Origin of the sequence: Pelagibacterium limicola, assembly GCF_015694405.1 — a bacterium.
GTDB lineage: Bacteria > Pseudomonadota > Alphaproteobacteria > Rhizobiales > Devosiaceae > Pelagibacterium > Pelagibacterium limicola.
Genome location: NZ_JADQDB010000002.1, coordinates 300,040 through 315,732 on the forward strand (window position 1 = coordinate 300,040; position 15,693 = coordinate 315,732).

A 15,693-nucleotide genomic window follows, 5' to 3' on the forward strand; every position below is an offset into this window, starting at 1 on the left:
TCACCCCTTGACTGCGCCGGCCGCAATGCCACGAACGAAGAGCTTGCCAGACACAAAGTAGACTATGAGCGGAACCAGCCCGGTGAGCACCGTTGCCGCCATGTTGACATTGTATTCCTTCACGCCCTGAACCGAGTTGACGATGTTATTGAGCTGCACCGTCATCGGGTAGTTTTCAGGACGCGTGTAGACGACGCCGAAGAGGAAGTCGTTCCAGATGCCGGTGATCTGCAGGATCATGGCCACCACGAAAATCGGCAACGACATCGGCAGCATGATCTTGAAGTAGATCCCCCAGAACCCGGCGCCGTCCACGCGCGCCGCCTTGAACAATTCCTCGGGCAGCGAACTGAAATAATTGCGGAACAGAAGCGTCAGAATGGGCATCCCGAAGATCGTATGGACGATCACGAGGCCGGTGAGGGAGCCATAAAGACCCGCCTCGCGAAGCAGGATCACGATCGGATAGAGCATCACCTGGTAGGGCACGAAAGCGCCGAAGATGAGGATCGTGAAGAAGATGTTGGCGCCCTTGAACCGCCAGTTGGCCAAGGCGTAACCGTTGACCGAAGCAATGGCGATGGAAACGATCACCGATGGGATGGTGATGCGGACCGAGTTCCAGAACCCCCGGCTCAGCCCCTCGCAGTTCAGCCCGGTACAGGCTTCTGCCCAAGCCTTCACCCAAGGCTGGAACGTGATTTCGAGCGGCGGCGAGAAGATGTTGCCCATGCGGATCTCGGGCATGCCTTTCACCGACGTCATGATCATCACGTAGAGCGGCAACAGATAGTACACCGAGACGACGAACAGCGTCCCGTAGATCATGATGTTGCGCGGCGAGATGATCGGACGGGGCTTGGGTCCGTTCGGGCCGGTCAGAGCTTCTGCACGGGCCTGCGAGCCGGCCGACGCGCGGATATCGAGTGCGGTATCAGTCACGCTTCTTGCCTCCGAATTCGAGATAGGCCCAAGGGATGAGGACGATAAGCACCGTCAGCAGCATCATGGTGGAGCCGGCGAAGCCCTGGGCAAGGTTCTGGCGCAGGAAGAGCGAGTCATAGACGTATTTCGCGGGTACTTCCGAAGCGATACCTGGGCCGCCGCTGGTTTGCGCAACCACGAGGTCGTATAGCCGCACGATACCCGAAGCGATCAGGACAAGCGTGGTGATGAACACCGGACGCATCATCGGGATGATGATGAAAAGATAGGTCTTCCAGACCGGAATGCCGTCGACGCGAGAGGCCTTCCAGATTTCCTCGTCGATCCCGCGCAAGCCGGCGAGCATCAGGCACATCACGAGACCGGTCCCCTGCCACAGCCCCGCAATCAGCAGGCCGTAGAGCACGAGGCTCTGGTTATAGAGAGGATCGAAAACGAAATTTTCCCAGCCCCAGGACCGCACGACACTCTGAATCCCGAATTCGGGATTGAGAATCCATTGCCAGACAAGCCCGGTTACAATGAAGGAAAGCGCAAAGGGATAGAGGAAGATGGTTCGGAACGTATTCTCGAACCGCACTTTCTGGTCGAGAAACGCAGCGAGCACGAACCCGATGACCAAAGAGAAGGTCAACGACAACGTGCCGTAGATCATGATGTTCTGGATCGATACGATCCAGCGCGACGATGACCACAGGCGTTCGTACTGGTCGAAGCCAACGAATTCCAGCCGCGGCAGCAACCGCGAGTTGGTAAATGAATAAACGACCGTCCACAATGTCGCGCCAGTAAAGATCACCACGGCCGTAAGGACCATTGGTATCGATGCGATCTTGGCGTTCAGGTTGCGGAACAGCTGGTTTGGACGACCTGCCCGGTCCATCGCCACCTCTCCCCGTCTACGATATTATTATGGGACAAGCGACCGGCTCCGCACTGCGGAGCCGGTCCCCTTGAAAATTGCCAGCGTTAGTCGGCTTGGGCAATGATCGCAGCGTAGCGACGCTGAGCGTCTTCGGCGCTGATCGAGTCGCTGGACCAGAACTCGGTCATCAGGTCTTCGATCTGACCCTGCGTATCAGGGGAAAGAGTCTGGTTGCCGTCGGGCAGGATGTTGCCACCGGCAAGGATTTCGAGACCCTTCTTCATGCAGTCGTTGGCCGCTTCAAGATCGACGTCGCCGCGGATCGGCAGCGAGCCCTTCTTGAGGTTGAAGGCGACCTGGACTTCAGGCGAAACCATGAGCGAGGCCAGAGCAAGCTGCGCAGCTTCCTTTTCCGGATCGTTCAGCTTGGGGAAGTAGAAGGCATCGCCGCCGGTCGAGATGATCTCGTTGACGCCGAGACCCGGCAGACAGCTGTAATCCTCACCGGCAACCTGACCAGCAACCTGGAATTCGCCCTGCGCCCAGTCACCCATGATCTGACCGCCGGCCTGGCCGGTGATCACCATGTTGGTGGCCTGGTTCCAATCCTGAACGTTCGAGTTCTTGCGGAACTCGCGGGCAGCCGCAGCGGCTTCGAACACGCGAGCGTATTCCTCGCCACCCGCAACATCGGCGTTCTTGTCGATGTTTACGGCTTCCCATGCCTCCGAACCGGCGATGGCGATCGCCAACACACCGAAGGCGCCCGAAGACTGCCAGGGCTGGTTGCCCATCGCGAGCGGAATCTTGCCGGCAGCTTCAAGAGCTGGAGCAGCGGCGGCAAACTCGTCCCAGTTGGTCGGGACGGGGACACCTGCATCCTCGAATGCCTTATGGCTCAGCCAGAGCCATTGCCACGAGTGGATATTCACCGGCACGCAGTAAATGCGGCCATCCAGCGTGCACGAATCGAGCAGCGAGGTCGGATGGATGAAGTCCCGCCAGCCTTCGGCTTCAGCGACCTCGGTCAGGTCGAGCATCAGACCGGCTTCCACCAGCTCTTCTGCCTGACGGCCGTGGTTGAACTGGGTAGCACCCATCGGGTCGCCGCCGGTGATACGGCTGATCATCACGGGGCGGGCGGTGCCACCGCCGCCGGCGATCGCGCCGTCGATCCAGGTATAGCCGGCCTCTTCAAAGGCCCTGGCGAATTCGGCGACGGCAGCGGCTTCACCGCCGGAGGTCCACCAATGCGTGACTTCGAGCTCGGTCGCATGGATGGCGGTCGTGCCCATAAGAGCAGCTGCGAAGGTCGCAGCCACAGCAAATTTCTTCATGGAATATTCCTCCCAAAGAGTTGTCCAAGGAGACCCGAAGCCCCCTTCTCCTCCATCCCCGGCCCTCGGCGTCCCGTATTGACGCTCCTCCAAGGTTCCAGAAATGTAATCGATTACAATTCCTACGATCCGTATGGATGAAATCGATTTCAAGACCATCCAACAAACGGACAAGCCCTGTCAATAGGGGCATACGACAAAAGTTGTACGCCTCCGGAAAACCCGTCACTGCAGGGTGGTGGCAAGCCCGCCCGAACCGAACCGAAACCGTGGGGATCCCAAGCCCTCGACAACGGCCTTAACCAGTTTTTCAATTTTTCGGCATTCCGGATTTGGGGCTTTGAACATCATCTCCATCCTGACAAGCGGGTCTGATTAGGCTAGAGGGATGATGTGGCCCCGTAGCTCAGCCGGATAGAGCAGTAGCCTTCTAAGCTATTGGTCGCAGGTTCGAATCCTGCCGGGGTCGCCACGCAACGCCCCTGAACCACGCCGGGATTGATCGAAGTCAAGGTGGGGCATCGCGTAAGCGTTATCTATGCGAGTACCAACCTGGAGGCGAACATGTACAAGCACATCCTCATCGCGACCGACGGCTCGGAACTGGCGACCAAGGGTCTCGATCACGGTCTCAGGCTCGCCAAACTCGCCGATGCTTCAGTCACCATCGTGACCGTTACAGACGTTTGGGCATCCAGCGCTTTGGCATCTGCCGGACCTGCGACGCTCGCCGAATACGAAAATGCCATGAACGCCGCCGTGGACGACATTCTCGCCGAAGCGGCCAGGTTCGCCGAACAGAGCGGCGTGCAGTACAAGACGATGCATATCCCAAATCGTTATGCCGCCGACGCTATCGTCGAAACGGCTCAGGAAAAGGGTGCTGACCTGATCGTCATGGCTTCGCACGGCCGCCGCGGCTTCCGCAAGCTGATCCTGGGCAGCCAAACCACCGAAGTGCTTCAACTCAGCACGGTACCGGTCCTGGTCGTCAGATAGGCCTAGTCGGCCTCTACGCGCGGGTGAACCAGCACGTCGCCCGCGCGGATTCCGAGTTCCTCCGCCCTTCCCCCGGGAATTTCCAGCACGAACCGAACGGGCTCACCCGACGGGATCGGTGTTTCGTCATGGGGAATCGCATTCGCATGAATGCGCGCGATCTCCCCATTCGCGCGGATGAACAGCATATCGAGCGGGATCATCGTATTGCGCATCCAGAACGAGGTCGGACGTTCGCTGAAAAAATCGAACAGCATCCCAGCGTCAGGCGCCAGTTCGCGCCGGAACATCAGTCCCCGCGCCGAGGTCTCGGGCGTATCGGCAATTTCGATCTGGAAAGCGAATTCGGTCTCGCCGGAAGTGATAATCGCGACGTTTTCCGCTGCCCGGGCGGGCACGCCAGTCAGGCTCAGGAACACGCCCAGCCACACTAAAGCAGCAAGCCGGCCCGCAAGGTGCTGGATGATGTACAATGTCGCCTCCGGGCGCTGATCAATGCGACGATGGTCCGTCGCCCCAACCATCAGGCCGGATTTCGGCAACCATAAGGCCTTTCGGCCCATCGCCATAACGGGCAAGCACGACCTGGCCCGGCCGCAACTCGGTCAACCCGAATCGGCGCAGCGTCTCCATATGGACGAAGATGTCGGGATGCCCCTCCCCCGCCGAAAGAAAACCGAAGCCGCGGATGCGATTGAACCACTTGACCTCGAGCCGCTCCAGTTTTGAGGTCGGCTCGACCTGCACATGCGTGCGAGCCGCCGGCATCTGCGAGGGATGACGAGCGGTGCTTTCGTCCATGGAAAGGATGCGGAAGGCCTGCAACCCCCCGGGACGGTTTAGCGCCTCGACGACGATCCGCGCGCCCTCATAGGCTGTCTGGTATCCGTCGCGCCTCAAACAGGTCACATGGAGGAGAACGTCTGCGCCGCCATCGTCGGGAACGATGAAGCCGAACCCTTTTCCGGCATCGAACCATTTGATCGCGCCGGAAATCTCGATCACATCGAGTTCGCTACCCGCCGGCAGAGCCCCATCATGCATGTCCCGACCCGTTTCGCGGGCCGGCTCACGCTCACCCTGCGCTACGCTCGATGTGTCCTTAGCCCCCATAGTCCACGCCTTTACACTTGTACTCACGCGAAGGCTCTACGCCAAAGCCTTGCTTCTGGTTCCGGTACACAACTGAACCGCGCCTCGCGTCATTACGCTCTACATTGGCCGATTCAAAACAAAAAGTTAAGAAGCATTCACCAAATTGTCCGGATTTATTAACCCTGCCCGCCAACCGGGGCGCCGTATTGGCTCGATCCGGATTTTTCTGATAGCGTTCTGGCGATGCGCAAGAGCTCACCCCTTCACGAAAATCGGGAGACTGCCTCGTGAAATACCTTCACACGATGGTCCGCGTGACCGACGTCGATGAAAGCCTGCGATTCTATCGTGACGGTCTCGGACTCGTCGAATCCCACCGGATAGAAAACGAGAACGGCCGCTTCACGCTCATTTTCCTCAACGCCCCCGGGGACGAGGATGCCAAGGTAGAACTGACCTTCAACTGGGATCCCGAGGAGTATAGGGGGGGGCGGAACTTCGGGCACCTGGCCTACCGCGTTGATGACATCTATGCGATCTGCCAGCATCTCATGGACATGGGCTACACCATCCACCGTCCGCCTCGCGACGGGCACATGGCCTTCGTAAAGTCGCCCGACGGCATATCGGTCGAGCTGCTCCAGGAAGGCAGGCTCGAGCCAAAAGAGCCCTGGGCCTCGATGCCCAACACGGGAACATGGTAAACAGGTAACGGCATTTTAACCACGACGGTTGACCGGCGGTTAGGCGACCGCCGGTATTTTCATGTCCAGGTTTGGGAACAGGTTGCCCCAAAACGGACAGTGGTATGCGTCTTTTTTCGTCTCTTCTCGTTACAGTAATGCTCCTCGGCGCGTGCGCCCCGATGGCAATGTTCGCCTCATCGAGCGGCAATGGTTACAACGGTCTGAGAACCGACTGGGGCACCTTCGTTTCCCACAGCAACGTCAACGCGCTTTGTCTTACGCCCAAGCTGCGCCTGCTCATCTGGGATTTCGAGGGCTATTTCGGCAAGAAGGTCGTGATGAATTCGGGCTACCGCACCCCCTGGCACAACGCTTCGGTTGGTGGCGCAGAAGCCTCCTACCACACCAAGTGCATGGCGGCGGACTTCTATATCCCGGGTGTCGAAAAATCCCGGCTTATCGGATACGCCATGCGCAACAATCTCGTTGGCGGGCTCGGCTGTTACCCTGGCCAGCCTTTCATCCACGTCGACGTCCGCGACCGGCCGCGCGGGCGCAATACGCCCGTCACGTTCAGCGGCTGCTAAAAATCGGGAAACGAAGAATTTTTGGTCTTGCGGATTCGCATCACCCCCCCTATACAGCCGCACATCGGTTAGGCGCCCTTCGTCTAGCGGTCTAGGACGCCGCCCTTTCACGGCGGAAACACGGGTTCGAGTCCCGTAGGGCGCGCCACCTTTCCCACTCTGCGGCTCAACTACGGCTTCGCCGGTTGCCATGCGATGTGCGGAGAGGTATTCATACGATAAGGATCGCCCCGCGATCCATCCGCGCCCTTCGTCTAGCGGTCAGGACGTCGCCCTCTCACGGCGAAAACAGGGGTTCGATTCCCCTAGGGCGCGCCAAAAACTTGAAATATCCCTCGCTCCGATCCTCACCGCCCACCCGAAACGGTGATCGTCTCCCCGGTCACGTATCCCGCCTCATCACCTAACAGCCACAACACGGCCTCCGCGATTTCCTCCGGTTCGGCAGCCCGGCCCATGGGTATGGCGGGAGCGACGCGCGAGACGCGATCCGGCTCCCCGCCTGCCGCATGAATGCTGGTACTGGTGATGCCGGGCGCCACGGCGTTGACGCGGATACCGTGCCGCGCCACTTCCCGCGCCAGACCGAGAGTGAAGGTCTCAATTCCCGCTTTCGTCGCGGCATAGGGAATATATTCGTTGGGCGCGCCGAGCCGGGCAGCGACCGAAGATATGTTGACGATCCGCCCCCTCGTTCCGTCCGCCAACCAACGCCGGATCGCGACCTGGGATAGTAGCATCGGCGAGAGCAGATTGACCGCGACCACTTCCGCCATCACCTCGGGCTCAAGCGCATCAAACGTACAGATTCGACCCGTTATTCCTGCGTTGTTGACCAATGCGGTAACCGGCCCGAGAGCGGAATCCACCTCGTCCCAAAGCGCCGCGCAGGCCGAGGCATCCTCCGCCCGGTTGCGGATAGCGAGCGCTGGCACGCCGGTCGCCTTCAGCGCCGCGAGCGTTTCGACCGCAGCCGCTTCGTCGCGGCCATAGGTTACCGCCACCGCGCTACCCGTCCCCGCCACGCGCCGGGCGATCGCCGCCCCTATTCCCCGTGTACCGCCGGTGATCAGAATTACGTCGCTTGCCATCCCTGCCTCCCAACCCGATTGGGTTTGACCGGTAACACGCTTTAGGGATTGTCAGAAGTGGGACCGGGCCTGAGCGCGACACGCGCGACAACGATCATGCAGGCCAGGCCCAGCATCCCCACCAGCACCACAAGCCAGAGCGACAGGCCCACGCCGATCCCCTCGATGGACAGCGCCAGAAGGAACGGCGCGACCGCTGCCAACACTTGCCTGAAAGCCGCCATCACCCCCAACCGGGCGCCATAGGATTTCGAGCCGAACAGGGCGAGCGGCAGCGTGCCCTGCACGATGCTCTTGAGCCCTGAGCCGAATCCCAGCAGCAGCGCAAACGCCACGGCTCCCGCCACGACAGGGGCCGTGGCGGCAAGAAGGCCCAGAGCCAACGGGACCATGAGGGACGCCACGATGGTCGCCCATATGGGATGCCGCACGGCCCCGAATGCCATATTGATGAAACGGATCGCAACCTGCGCCGGACCGAAGAGCGTCGCAACCAGAAGCGCAGAGGTCCCAAGCCCAAGCGCCACCAGGACCGGCACCAATTGCGCAAGAATTGCCGACAGCGCAAAACCCGAAAGCGCAAAGCCGAGGGTGACGAGCCAGAGCAGCAACCGTTTTTCGCCGGACAGCCGGGCTGCGGGCGTGTTTTCCGTTTGCCGCGCCGCCCCTTTGGGTCGGCCGCGACGCTGCTGGAGCGCAAGGATCGCGTGGATCGGGAAACAGATCACCAGATTGGCGAGCGCAAACCCCAGGTAGATTTCGCGCCAGCCGAAAAGGCTCTCAAGCCAGGAGGTCAGCGGCCAGAACAAGGTGGAGGCAAAACCGGCAATCAGCGTCAGATGCGTGATGCGCTTTCGCGCGTCCGCGCCGCAGGTCTGCACAAGTGTGGCGAAGGCTGCATCGTACAGCGCGAGCGGCGAAACAGCCTGCACGCAGATATATCCGAGGGCAAACAGCAATCCGGTTGGCGCAAGAGCTGTCCCGGACAGGACGACGGCGAACAAGAGGCTTCCGATCGCCATCACCACCGCCGCGCCATGGCGATCCATACGCCGCCCGACTTCCGGCGCGATCAGCCCTCCAGCCAGCATGCCGATGGAAAGGCTCGCAAACAGCCAGGATACCGGCCAGCCGAGATCCTGCGCAATTCCTCCGGCCAGTATCGCAAAGCTATAATAGACCGTTCCATACCCGATGATCTGGGTCAGACCGAGCAGCCAGACGACCGCGGTCGGTGAGAGAGCTCGCCCCGCGCCCAACAAAGCGCCGGTTTCCATATGCCCTCGGTCCGTGAACATTGATCGCAGCGCCTCGCATCATCTGAGCCATGACGACCGCGCCGATTTACATATTCAGCCGCACCGGGAATCACGGTCGATCATATAAGCTGCAATTTATGACACTTTCGCTGCGCACGCCGAAACCCGATTCGCAGCGCCGCGCGCGCCTACGGACGCGTCCCGGACGACCCCTTTTAGGGGAGTATGGACGGGGTCAATCAGCGCGCCCTGCGCCCAGAGCCTGCGCCAATATCCGTTCGAGATCGGAACTCATGAACGGTTTGGCGAGCGTCGGCGTATTTCTGAAACGCTCCTGAAGGCCGGCGGCGCCATAACCGGTCGCAAAAGCGAAGGGAATCCGGCGTTCATTGAGGACGTCGGCCACATCGTAGCTATGCTGACCGTCGAGATTGACATCGATGATCGCAGCATCGAACGTGGCGGTCCTTGCCGCCTCCAATGCCTCGGGAAGCCGGGAGGCTGTCGCGACCACCTCGTGCCCCAATGCGTGCAGCGTATCCTCCAGATGCATGGCAACCAGCGCCTCGTCCTCGACGACGAGGATACGAAGCTTTCCCGTTCGGGAGAATGCAGCGTTCACGACGTTTCCTTCTGGTCTATGTCGGTTTCGATCGTGCACACGGCTCCGGTCGGAGGAAACACCAGTTCGACTTTGGCACCAAGTTCGTGGGTCAACGCCTTTTCAATGAGGCGTGAACCGAATCCCTTGTTTTCCGGCGGCTTGATCTTGGGCCCGCCGCTCTCTTCCCAGCGCAGGCGGATACGGGAGCTCTTACCCGGCGCGGTAGGCACCAACTGCCAGGCGATGGAAACGGTCCCTTCCTCTCGCGACAAGGCCCCGTATTTAAGGGCATTGGTGCACAACTCATGTAAGGCCAGGGAGAGCGACAAGGCCACCTTGGGCCGTAGCCGGACCCGTGGCCCTTCTATATGCACCCGCCAGGGATGGGCACTCATAGGCGTGACGGTCTTTTCGACCAGCTCCCGAAGGCCCACACCCTCCCAGTTTTCCCGAGTCAGGGCATCGTGGGCACGCGAAAGTGCGACCAAACGCTCCTCGAACCGACGGAACGTGGCATCCCGGTCATTCCCGCGAAACGTCTGCGCCGCCAGAGATTGGACGGTGGCGAGTGAATTCTTCACCCTGTGATTCAGTTCGTTGACGAGTAACTGGCGCCGTTCCTCGGCCTTCCGCCGCTCCGTCACGTCGCGCGCAATCTTCGAGGCGCCGACCACCCTTCCACGAGCATCCTTGAGTGGAGAAATCGACAGAGAAACATCGATCAGGGTTCCGTCCTTGCGCTTGCGCACCGTTTCGTAGTGATCGATATGCTCGCCTCTGCGGATTCGCTCGAGAATGGCAGGTTCCTCGTCGGCCCGGTCCGATGGAACCAGCATGTGAATGGGCTTTCCGACGGCTTCCTCTACCGAATAACCGAACAGACGTTCGGCTCCCTTGTTCCAGGTCTGGATGACCCCCTCGACGTCCTTGCTGATGATCCCATCATCGGAAAATTCGACGATGGCCGCCAGCCGTTCGGCATATTCCTCGGCCTTGCGGCGCTCGGAAATGTCCACCAGCATGTTGATGGCACCGACCATCTTGCCCTCTGCATCCCGCAGGGGCGTAGGATAAGGTACGAACGGCACTCTCGTGCCATCGCGTCGCTCGGCTATCGCCTCTACCCCGCGCACCGACCGCCCTTCCTTTAGAGCGATGGCCATTGGACACTCGTCATGGGGAAGATACGTGCCGTCGGTATTATAGAGACGCCATGTCACGCACCATTTCTGTCCCGGGTCAGGCTCCTGTCCGGCCATCTCGGCCGCGGCCTTGTTAAAGAAGGTAATGCGCCCTTCGACATCAGTGGTGTAGACCGCCGCTGGCAATGCCTGCAGCAGATCGTGCATGCGCTTCTCACTTTCGCGCAGGCGATCCTCGGCCAGTTTCGCCTCGGTGACATCCTGAAGCACCCGTACGGCGTATTGAAACGACCCGTCCGGGCTTGGGACAGTTGAACTGTACACGTCGACATAGACAATGCGGCCGTCACCCCTTACCGCACGTTTGCGCAGGCTGTAGCCATCGATTTCTCCCTCGACCTGCTGCCCGTAAAGCGCCGCCTCCTCTGCCTTGTCCTCGGCATTGGTGTAGTCAAAGAAGGTCATGCCCAGCAGTTCCTCGCGTGTACGCCCCAGCATCTTGCAAAGAGCATCATTGACGCGCAGGAGCTTGCCCGAGGCATCCGTTTCGATAATGCCGACCGGCGCGGCCTCGTAGGTTGCGGCCAGGCGCGCATCGCTGTCGCGCCGCGCCAGTTCAGCCTCGCGGAGCTGGGTAACATCGGTCGTGAAGCACCGGGTGTTGATGAATTTGCCGTTTTCGAAGCGGCTGCTGGACGTGATCAGGACGTGCCTGAAAGACCCATCCTTCGCCTTCAGCCGCGCCGGATACCTCTCAAGCTTTTCCCCACGCCCCAAACGGGCGAGAATATCCTCGATGACTGGAGGATCGGCATGGAATTCAGCGATATGGCGACCCAGATATTCGTCGGGGGCATACCCAAGCAGATCGAGCTCGGCCTTATTTGCCCTCTGGATCCGACCGTCCCGCCCCACGATATGGAGGGGAATGGCGGCATTCTCGAAAAAATCGTCGAGATCGTCCCGTTGGCGGCGGACTTCGCCTTCCAGTTCTCGTTGTGTGGTGATGTCCTGGAAGCAGTTGATGGCGCCTTCGATTTGGCCATTGTGCCCACGCAGAGCCCGAATATTGACTTGCGCGACGATGCGCGCTCCATCCGGCCGCTCGATATGCACCTCGGCGTTCCGCGTCGACACACCGGTCCTGACTGCCCATGCCATGGGGCAATCCTCATGCGCCATCTCGGTCCCGTCGGGACGGTGAAGGCGATAGGAACCGCAAAACCTGTCCCCGGAAACGCCGGTCGTGGGTTTCCTGCCCCAAAGATGTTCGGCTTCAGCATTGTAGCGAACGACCCAGCCATCGGCATCGCAGATATAGACCGCCCCGGGGATCGCCTCCAGCACCCCCGAATCCGGTCGTGTCAACACTTCGAATTCCGTGGGCGCAACAGGAACGGCCACCTCGCTTATTCTTGCCATTTAGATGGGACGTCCCTGTGTCATAAATCCCCTCGCCATATGGAAACCCGATACCCTCGTTACCTCGCGTCCAATAAAAAAGAACGCCGGTGACCCTAAGGGGTTCCCGCTGAACCATAAAAATTTTACCTGCCGGTGCTTCCCTCCTTGGCCGAGCGGCACTAGTTTTACCCTCCCTCCATTTGCAGACGGACTTTCCGCGATGACCGACGCCCCGCTCGATGCAGTGCTTTCCCATGTCGATGCCCAATTGGACGCCAGCGTCGAGCGGCTTTTCGAATTGTTGCGTATTGCCTCGATTTCCACTGATCCGGCCTATGCGGGACAGTGCCGGGAGGCCGCGGAATGGCTCACGGATGAACTCAAGGGGCTCGGATTCGACGCTTCGGTGCGCCAAACGACCGGACACCCGATGGTCGTCGGGCATGCGAGAGCGGCAACCGGCCCCAACGTGCTCTTTTACGGACACTATGACGTCCAGCCGGTCGATCCGATCGAGCTTTGGGCCAATGATCCCTTCACGCCCAAGCTCGGCGAGGAGAATGGCCGCAAGATGATCCTCGCCCGCGGCGCTTCCGATGATAAGGGCCAGCTGATGACCTTTGTCGAGGCTTGCCGCGCCTACGTGGCCGTAAGAGGCAACCTGCCGGTAGGCGTCACGGTGCTGTTCGAAGGAGAGGAAGAAGCCGGATCGCCTTCGCTCAAGCCGTTCCTGGAATCGACAGCCGAGGAACTCAAGGCCGACGTTGCCCTGGTTTGCGATACCGACATGTGGGACGAGAAAATCCCCTCGATCGTGACGATGCTGCGCGGCATGGTGGCCGAGGAAATCGAAATCACCGCCGCGAGCCGTGACTTGCACTCGGGAATGTACGGCAACGCCGCGCGCAACCCCATCCAGGTGCTTGCCAATATCGTCGCCTCGCTGCGCAACCCCGATGGATCGGTCGCCGTGCCAGGCTTTTACGACGACGTCGAAGAACTCGCCCCGCATGTGAAGGAACAGTGGCAGCGCCTGCCCTTCGATGACGGCACCTATCTCGGCGATGTCGGCCTTGCGATTCCCGCCGGCGAGCAATCGCGTTCAGTCCTCGAGCAGATCGCCGCGCGTCCGAGCTGTGAGATCAACGGCATCATCGGCGGCTATGTCGGCGAAGGCTTCAAGACCGTGATTCCCGCCAAGGCCAGCGCCAAGATATCGTTCAGGCTCGTTGCCAATCAGGACCCGGCGAAAATCCGCGAAGCCTTCCGCGCTCATGTGAAATCGCTCGTTCCCGCCGATTGTTCGGTAACGTTCAAGCCGCATGGGGGCGCCCCCGCCGTAGCGGTGCCGGCCGATGGTCCCTTTCTCACCAAAGCGCTTGGCGCGCTGACGGACGAATGGGGCGAGGAAGCGGCGATTGCGGGATCGGGCGGCTCCATTCCCATCGTGGGCGATTTTAAAAGGCTGCTCGGGATGGATTCGCTGCTTATCGGCTTTGCCCAGACCGATGACCGCATCCACAGCCCCAATGAAAAATACAACCTCGAAAGCTACCACCGCGGTATCCGCTCCTGGGTACGCATCCTCGACGCTTTGGCGCGATAAAATGACGGGGCGCGTCGCCTGGATTGTCGGGGGTGGTACCGGCATCGGCGCAGAAACGGCGAAGGGCCTGGTTGCGCGTGGCTGGACTGTCGCCGTCTCCGGCCGCCGCTCCGCGCCGCTCGCCGCCCTGCACAGGAGCCACGGCGCGCACCCCTTCCCGCTGGACGTCGCTGACCGCGAGGCTGTGAGCGCAACCGTCGAGGGGATCATTGCCGAACTGGGTCGCATCGACCTGATGATCTTTTCGGTGGCCCGCAAGGAAACCGTATCACCGGGCACCTACGACTACGATGCCTACGCCCGTATCATCGATACCAACCTGCTCGGCGCCATGCGCGTAATCGATCCTGTCGTGGCCCAGATGCGCAGGCAGGGCGGCGGCGAGATCGTGCTGGTCGCGTCCGTGGCCGGTTATTTCGGCCTGCCCCGCTCTGCCGCCTATAGCTCAGGCAAGGCGGCGATGATCGCGCTCGCCGAAACCATGCGCACCGAACTGGCACCGGACGGCATCTCGGTGCGCGTTGTCTGCCCCGGTTTCGTCAAGACAGATTTCACTGCCCGAAACAACTTCCCCATGCCGTTTCTGATCGAAGCCGACGATGCGGGCCGCCGGATCGTAAGCGGTCTCCTCGACAGCAAACGCTTTGAGATCGCCTTCCCGCGTCGCTTCGTTCTGATCCTCAAGGCGATCCGGATGCTGCCTTACCCACTGTTTTTCCGGATCATGCGGAAGCTGGCCGGGGTACGAAAGAGCTGATCCTATTCCGGCCGGCGGTACTTGTAGATCCCGACATCGATCGTCCCTTCGGTGAAGCCGGCCTCGCAATAGGCAAGGTAATAAATCCACTTGCGCTTGAATTGCTCGTCAAAACCAAGCCTTTCAATCGTGCTCCAACGGTCAAGGAACGTCTCGCGCCAAAGGCGCAGGGTTTCCGCATAATCAAGCCGGAAGCAGTCCACCTCTTCGAGAACCAGCCCCGCGCGATGCCCTGCCTCGCGCATGACCGACTTGGTCAACAGCATTCCGCCCGGGAAAATATAACGCTGGATGAAATCGGGGCCTGCCTTGTAGCCCTCGAAGTCGCGCTCGGCGATGGTTATGGCCTGGATCGCCGCGGTCCCGCCGGGCTTGAGCCGGTCGTGAACCGTCTGGAAGTAGTCCGGCCAATGGGCCTCCCCCACCGCCTCGATCATCTCGATGGAAGCCACATGATCGAACTGCCCTTGGGTGTCGCGATAATCTTCGAAGACCAGCTTTCCGAGCCCATCGAGGCCCTGCCGTTCCAGCCGCTCCAACCCGTATTTCAGCTGCTCGCGCGAAAGCGTTATCCCGCGCACTTTTGCCCCGGCTTCGCTCGTTACCGTCTCGGCAAATCCACCCCAGCCGCAACCGATTTCCAGCACGCTCGAACCCGGGCCGATGCCGGCCATCTCGATGATGCGCCGATACTTCGCGCGTTGCGCTTCCTCGAGCGGAATGTCCCGGCCACCAAAATAGGCTGAGGAGTAGGTCATCGTCGGGTCGAGCCATTCGGCATAGAAATTGTTGCCGAGGTCATAGTGCTCGGAAATATTCTCCCGCGATCCCTCCCGGGTGTTTGGCCGTGCCATGTGCCAGGCGAGATCCTGCGCCGCGCGACGAAAGAGGCCCGGATTGGCCTTGTCGAACACGTCGCGGTTTTGAAGGAAAAAGCGAAAAAGCCGCGTGAGGTCGTCAATCTCGATATCCCCGCTCATATAGGCCTCAGCGAACCCGAGCGTTCCGCGGCGCATTGCCTTACGGAGCACCTTGAAGTTGTTGAGCTTGAGATGACCGTGAACGCCGGAGACTGCATCGCCCAAGGTTCGGGCCCGCCCTGAAGGCAGCGTCACCGTTACGGCACCGTGCCTGGGAACCCCGATCAAGGCCGCACCCAGTTTTTCCAAGAGGAAAGAATTTACCCGCGTCCAGATACCGGCCGGAACGCGCTGCTGGTCAAGCGTCGTGCTCATTTCGCCCCCGTGCCTTCTTTGCGGGCACCGACAATCGGATCGTCTCTAAATATTAACGATCTTAACCACCGATCCCGCCAA

Annotated in this window: 15 protein-coding genes and 3 tRNA genes; 8 read left to right on the forward strand and 10 right to left on the reverse strand. The window is 60.5% G+C overall.

Annotation, left to right across the window (positions count from 1 at the left end; translation table 11 throughout):
- The 3 genes from I2G20_RS04395 to I2G20_RS04405 form a co-directional block, all read right to left on the reverse strand.
- Nucleotides 1-828, reverse strand: a complete 828-nt coding sequence (locus tag I2G20_RS04395; protein ID WP_196258800.1) for a carbohydrate ABC transporter permease — start codon at nucleotides 826-828, stop codon at nucleotides 1-3.
- A 106-nt stretch (nucleotides 829-934) separates the two neighbouring features.
- Complete coding sequence (locus I2G20_RS04400) at nucleotides 935-1,828, reverse strand: carbohydrate ABC transporter permease (RefSeq protein ID WP_196258472.1); 894 nt, start codon at nucleotides 1,826-1,828, stop codon at nucleotides 935-937.
- Between the two features lie 86 nt (nucleotides 1,829-1,914).
- The gene (locus I2G20_RS04405; RefSeq protein ID WP_196258473.1) at nucleotides 1,915-3,147 is read right to left on the reverse strand and encodes an ABC transporter substrate-binding protein; all 1,233 of its coding nucleotides are present in this window, start codon (nucleotides 3,145-3,147) and stop codon (nucleotides 1,915-1,917) included.
- 395 nt (nucleotides 3,148-3,542) lie between these two features.
- On the opposite strand from I2G20_RS04405, the gene I2G20_RS04410 reads away from it, so the two are divergent.
- Together I2G20_RS04410 and I2G20_RS04415 are read left to right on the forward strand one after the other, a co-directional pair.
- A tRNA-Arg gene (locus I2G20_RS04410) sits at nucleotides 3,543-3,619 on the forward strand.
- A 92-nt stretch (nucleotides 3,620-3,711) separates the two neighbouring features.
- A complete protein-coding gene (locus I2G20_RS04415; RefSeq protein WP_196258474.1) occupies nucleotides 3,712-4,146 on the forward strand; it encodes a universal stress protein in 435 nt (144 codons plus the stop codon).
- A 2-nt stretch (nucleotides 4,147-4,148) separates the two neighbouring features.
- Here the strand turns inward: I2G20_RS04415 and I2G20_RS04420 are convergent, their stop codons facing one another.
- Both I2G20_RS04420 and I2G20_RS04425 read right to left on the reverse strand, forming a co-directional pair.
- Complete coding sequence (locus I2G20_RS04420) at nucleotides 4,149-4,619, reverse strand: DUF192 domain-containing protein (protein ID WP_246472831.1); 471 nt, start codon at nucleotides 4,617-4,619, stop codon at nucleotides 4,149-4,151.
- Nucleotides 4,620-4,638: 19 nt separating this feature from the next.
- On the reverse strand, nucleotides 4,639-5,259 hold the full coding sequence (locus tag I2G20_RS04425) for a cold-shock protein (RefSeq protein ID WP_425502613.1): 621 nt from the start codon (nucleotides 5,257-5,259) through the stop codon (nucleotides 4,639-4,641).
- 269 nt (nucleotides 5,260-5,528) lie between these two features.
- On the opposite strand from I2G20_RS04425, the gene I2G20_RS04430 reads away from it, so the two are divergent.
- The 4 genes from I2G20_RS04430 to I2G20_RS04445 all read left to right on the forward strand — a co-directional run bounded on the left by I2G20_RS04430 (nucleotide 5,529) and on the right by I2G20_RS04445 (nucleotide 6,832).
- Nucleotides 5,529-5,945 (forward strand): VOC family protein, encoded by a 417-nt coding sequence (locus I2G20_RS04430; protein ID WP_196258476.1) that lies wholly within the window; start codon nucleotides 5,529-5,531, stop codon nucleotides 5,943-5,945.
- A gap of 104 nt (nucleotides 5,946-6,049) precedes the next feature.
- Nucleotides 6,050-6,514, forward strand: coding sequence for a YcbK family protein (locus I2G20_RS04435; RefSeq protein ID WP_196258477.1), 465 nt, complete (start codon nucleotides 6,050-6,052; stop codon nucleotides 6,512-6,514).
- 72 nt (nucleotides 6,515-6,586) lie between these two features.
- Nucleotides 6,587-6,662: transfer RNA gene (locus tag I2G20_RS04440), tRNA-Glu, on the forward strand.
- Nucleotides 6,663-6,757: 95 nt separating this feature from the next.
- A tRNA-Glu gene (locus I2G20_RS04445) sits at nucleotides 6,758-6,832 on the forward strand.
- Between the two features lie 29 nt (nucleotides 6,833-6,861).
- On the opposite strand, the gene I2G20_RS04450 is transcribed toward I2G20_RS04445, so the two are convergent.
- The 4 genes from I2G20_RS04450 to I2G20_RS04465 all read right to left on the reverse strand — a co-directional run bounded on the left by I2G20_RS04450 (nucleotide 6,862) and on the right by I2G20_RS04465 (nucleotide 12,032).
- Nucleotides 6,862-7,605: an SDR family oxidoreductase gene (locus I2G20_RS04450; protein WP_196258478.1), complete on the reverse strand. Its 744-nt coding sequence runs from the start codon at nucleotides 7,603-7,605 to the stop codon at nucleotides 6,862-6,864.
- Nucleotides 7,606-7,646: 41 nt separating this feature from the next.
- A complete protein-coding gene (gene arsK, locus I2G20_RS04455) occupies nucleotides 7,647-8,903 on the reverse strand; it encodes an arsenite efflux MFS transporter ArsK (RefSeq protein WP_196258479.1) in 1,257 nt (418 codons plus the stop codon).
- A 196-nt stretch (nucleotides 8,904-9,099) separates the two neighbouring features.
- Nucleotides 9,100-9,486, reverse strand: a complete 387-nt coding sequence (locus tag I2G20_RS04460) for a response regulator (RefSeq protein ID WP_343070304.1) — start codon at nucleotides 9,484-9,486, stop codon at nucleotides 9,100-9,102.
- Nucleotides 9,483-12,032: a PAS domain S-box protein gene (locus I2G20_RS04465; protein ID WP_196258480.1), complete on the reverse strand. Its 2,550-nt coding sequence runs from the start codon at nucleotides 12,030-12,032 to the stop codon at nucleotides 9,483-9,485. The genes I2G20_RS04460 and I2G20_RS04465 overlap by 4 nt, the downstream gene beginning before the upstream one ends.
- Before the next feature lie 202 nt (nucleotides 12,033-12,234).
- Here I2G20_RS04465 and I2G20_RS04470 point away from each other — a divergent pair, with 202 nt between their 5' ends.
- Both I2G20_RS04470 and I2G20_RS04475 read left to right on the forward strand, forming a co-directional pair.
- Nucleotides 12,235-13,620, forward strand: a complete 1,386-nt coding sequence (locus I2G20_RS04470; RefSeq protein ID WP_196258481.1) for a dipeptidase — start codon at nucleotides 12,235-12,237, stop codon at nucleotides 13,618-13,620.
- Nucleotide 13,621: 1 nt separating this feature from the next.
- Nucleotides 13,622-14,377 carry an SDR family NAD(P)-dependent oxidoreductase gene (locus I2G20_RS04475; protein WP_196258482.1) on the forward strand — a complete coding sequence of 252 codons (756 nt, stop codon included), beginning with the start codon at nucleotides 13,622-13,624 and terminating at the stop codon, nucleotides 14,375-14,377.
- A gap of 2 nt (nucleotides 14,378-14,379) precedes the next feature.
- Here the strand turns inward: I2G20_RS04475 and I2G20_RS04480 are convergent, their stop codons facing one another.
- Nucleotides 14,380-15,612, reverse strand: coding sequence for an SAM-dependent methyltransferase (locus tag I2G20_RS04480; protein WP_196258483.1), 1,233 nt, complete (start codon nucleotides 15,610-15,612; stop codon nucleotides 14,380-14,382).
- Nucleotides 15,613-15,693 lie beyond the last annotated feature (81 nt).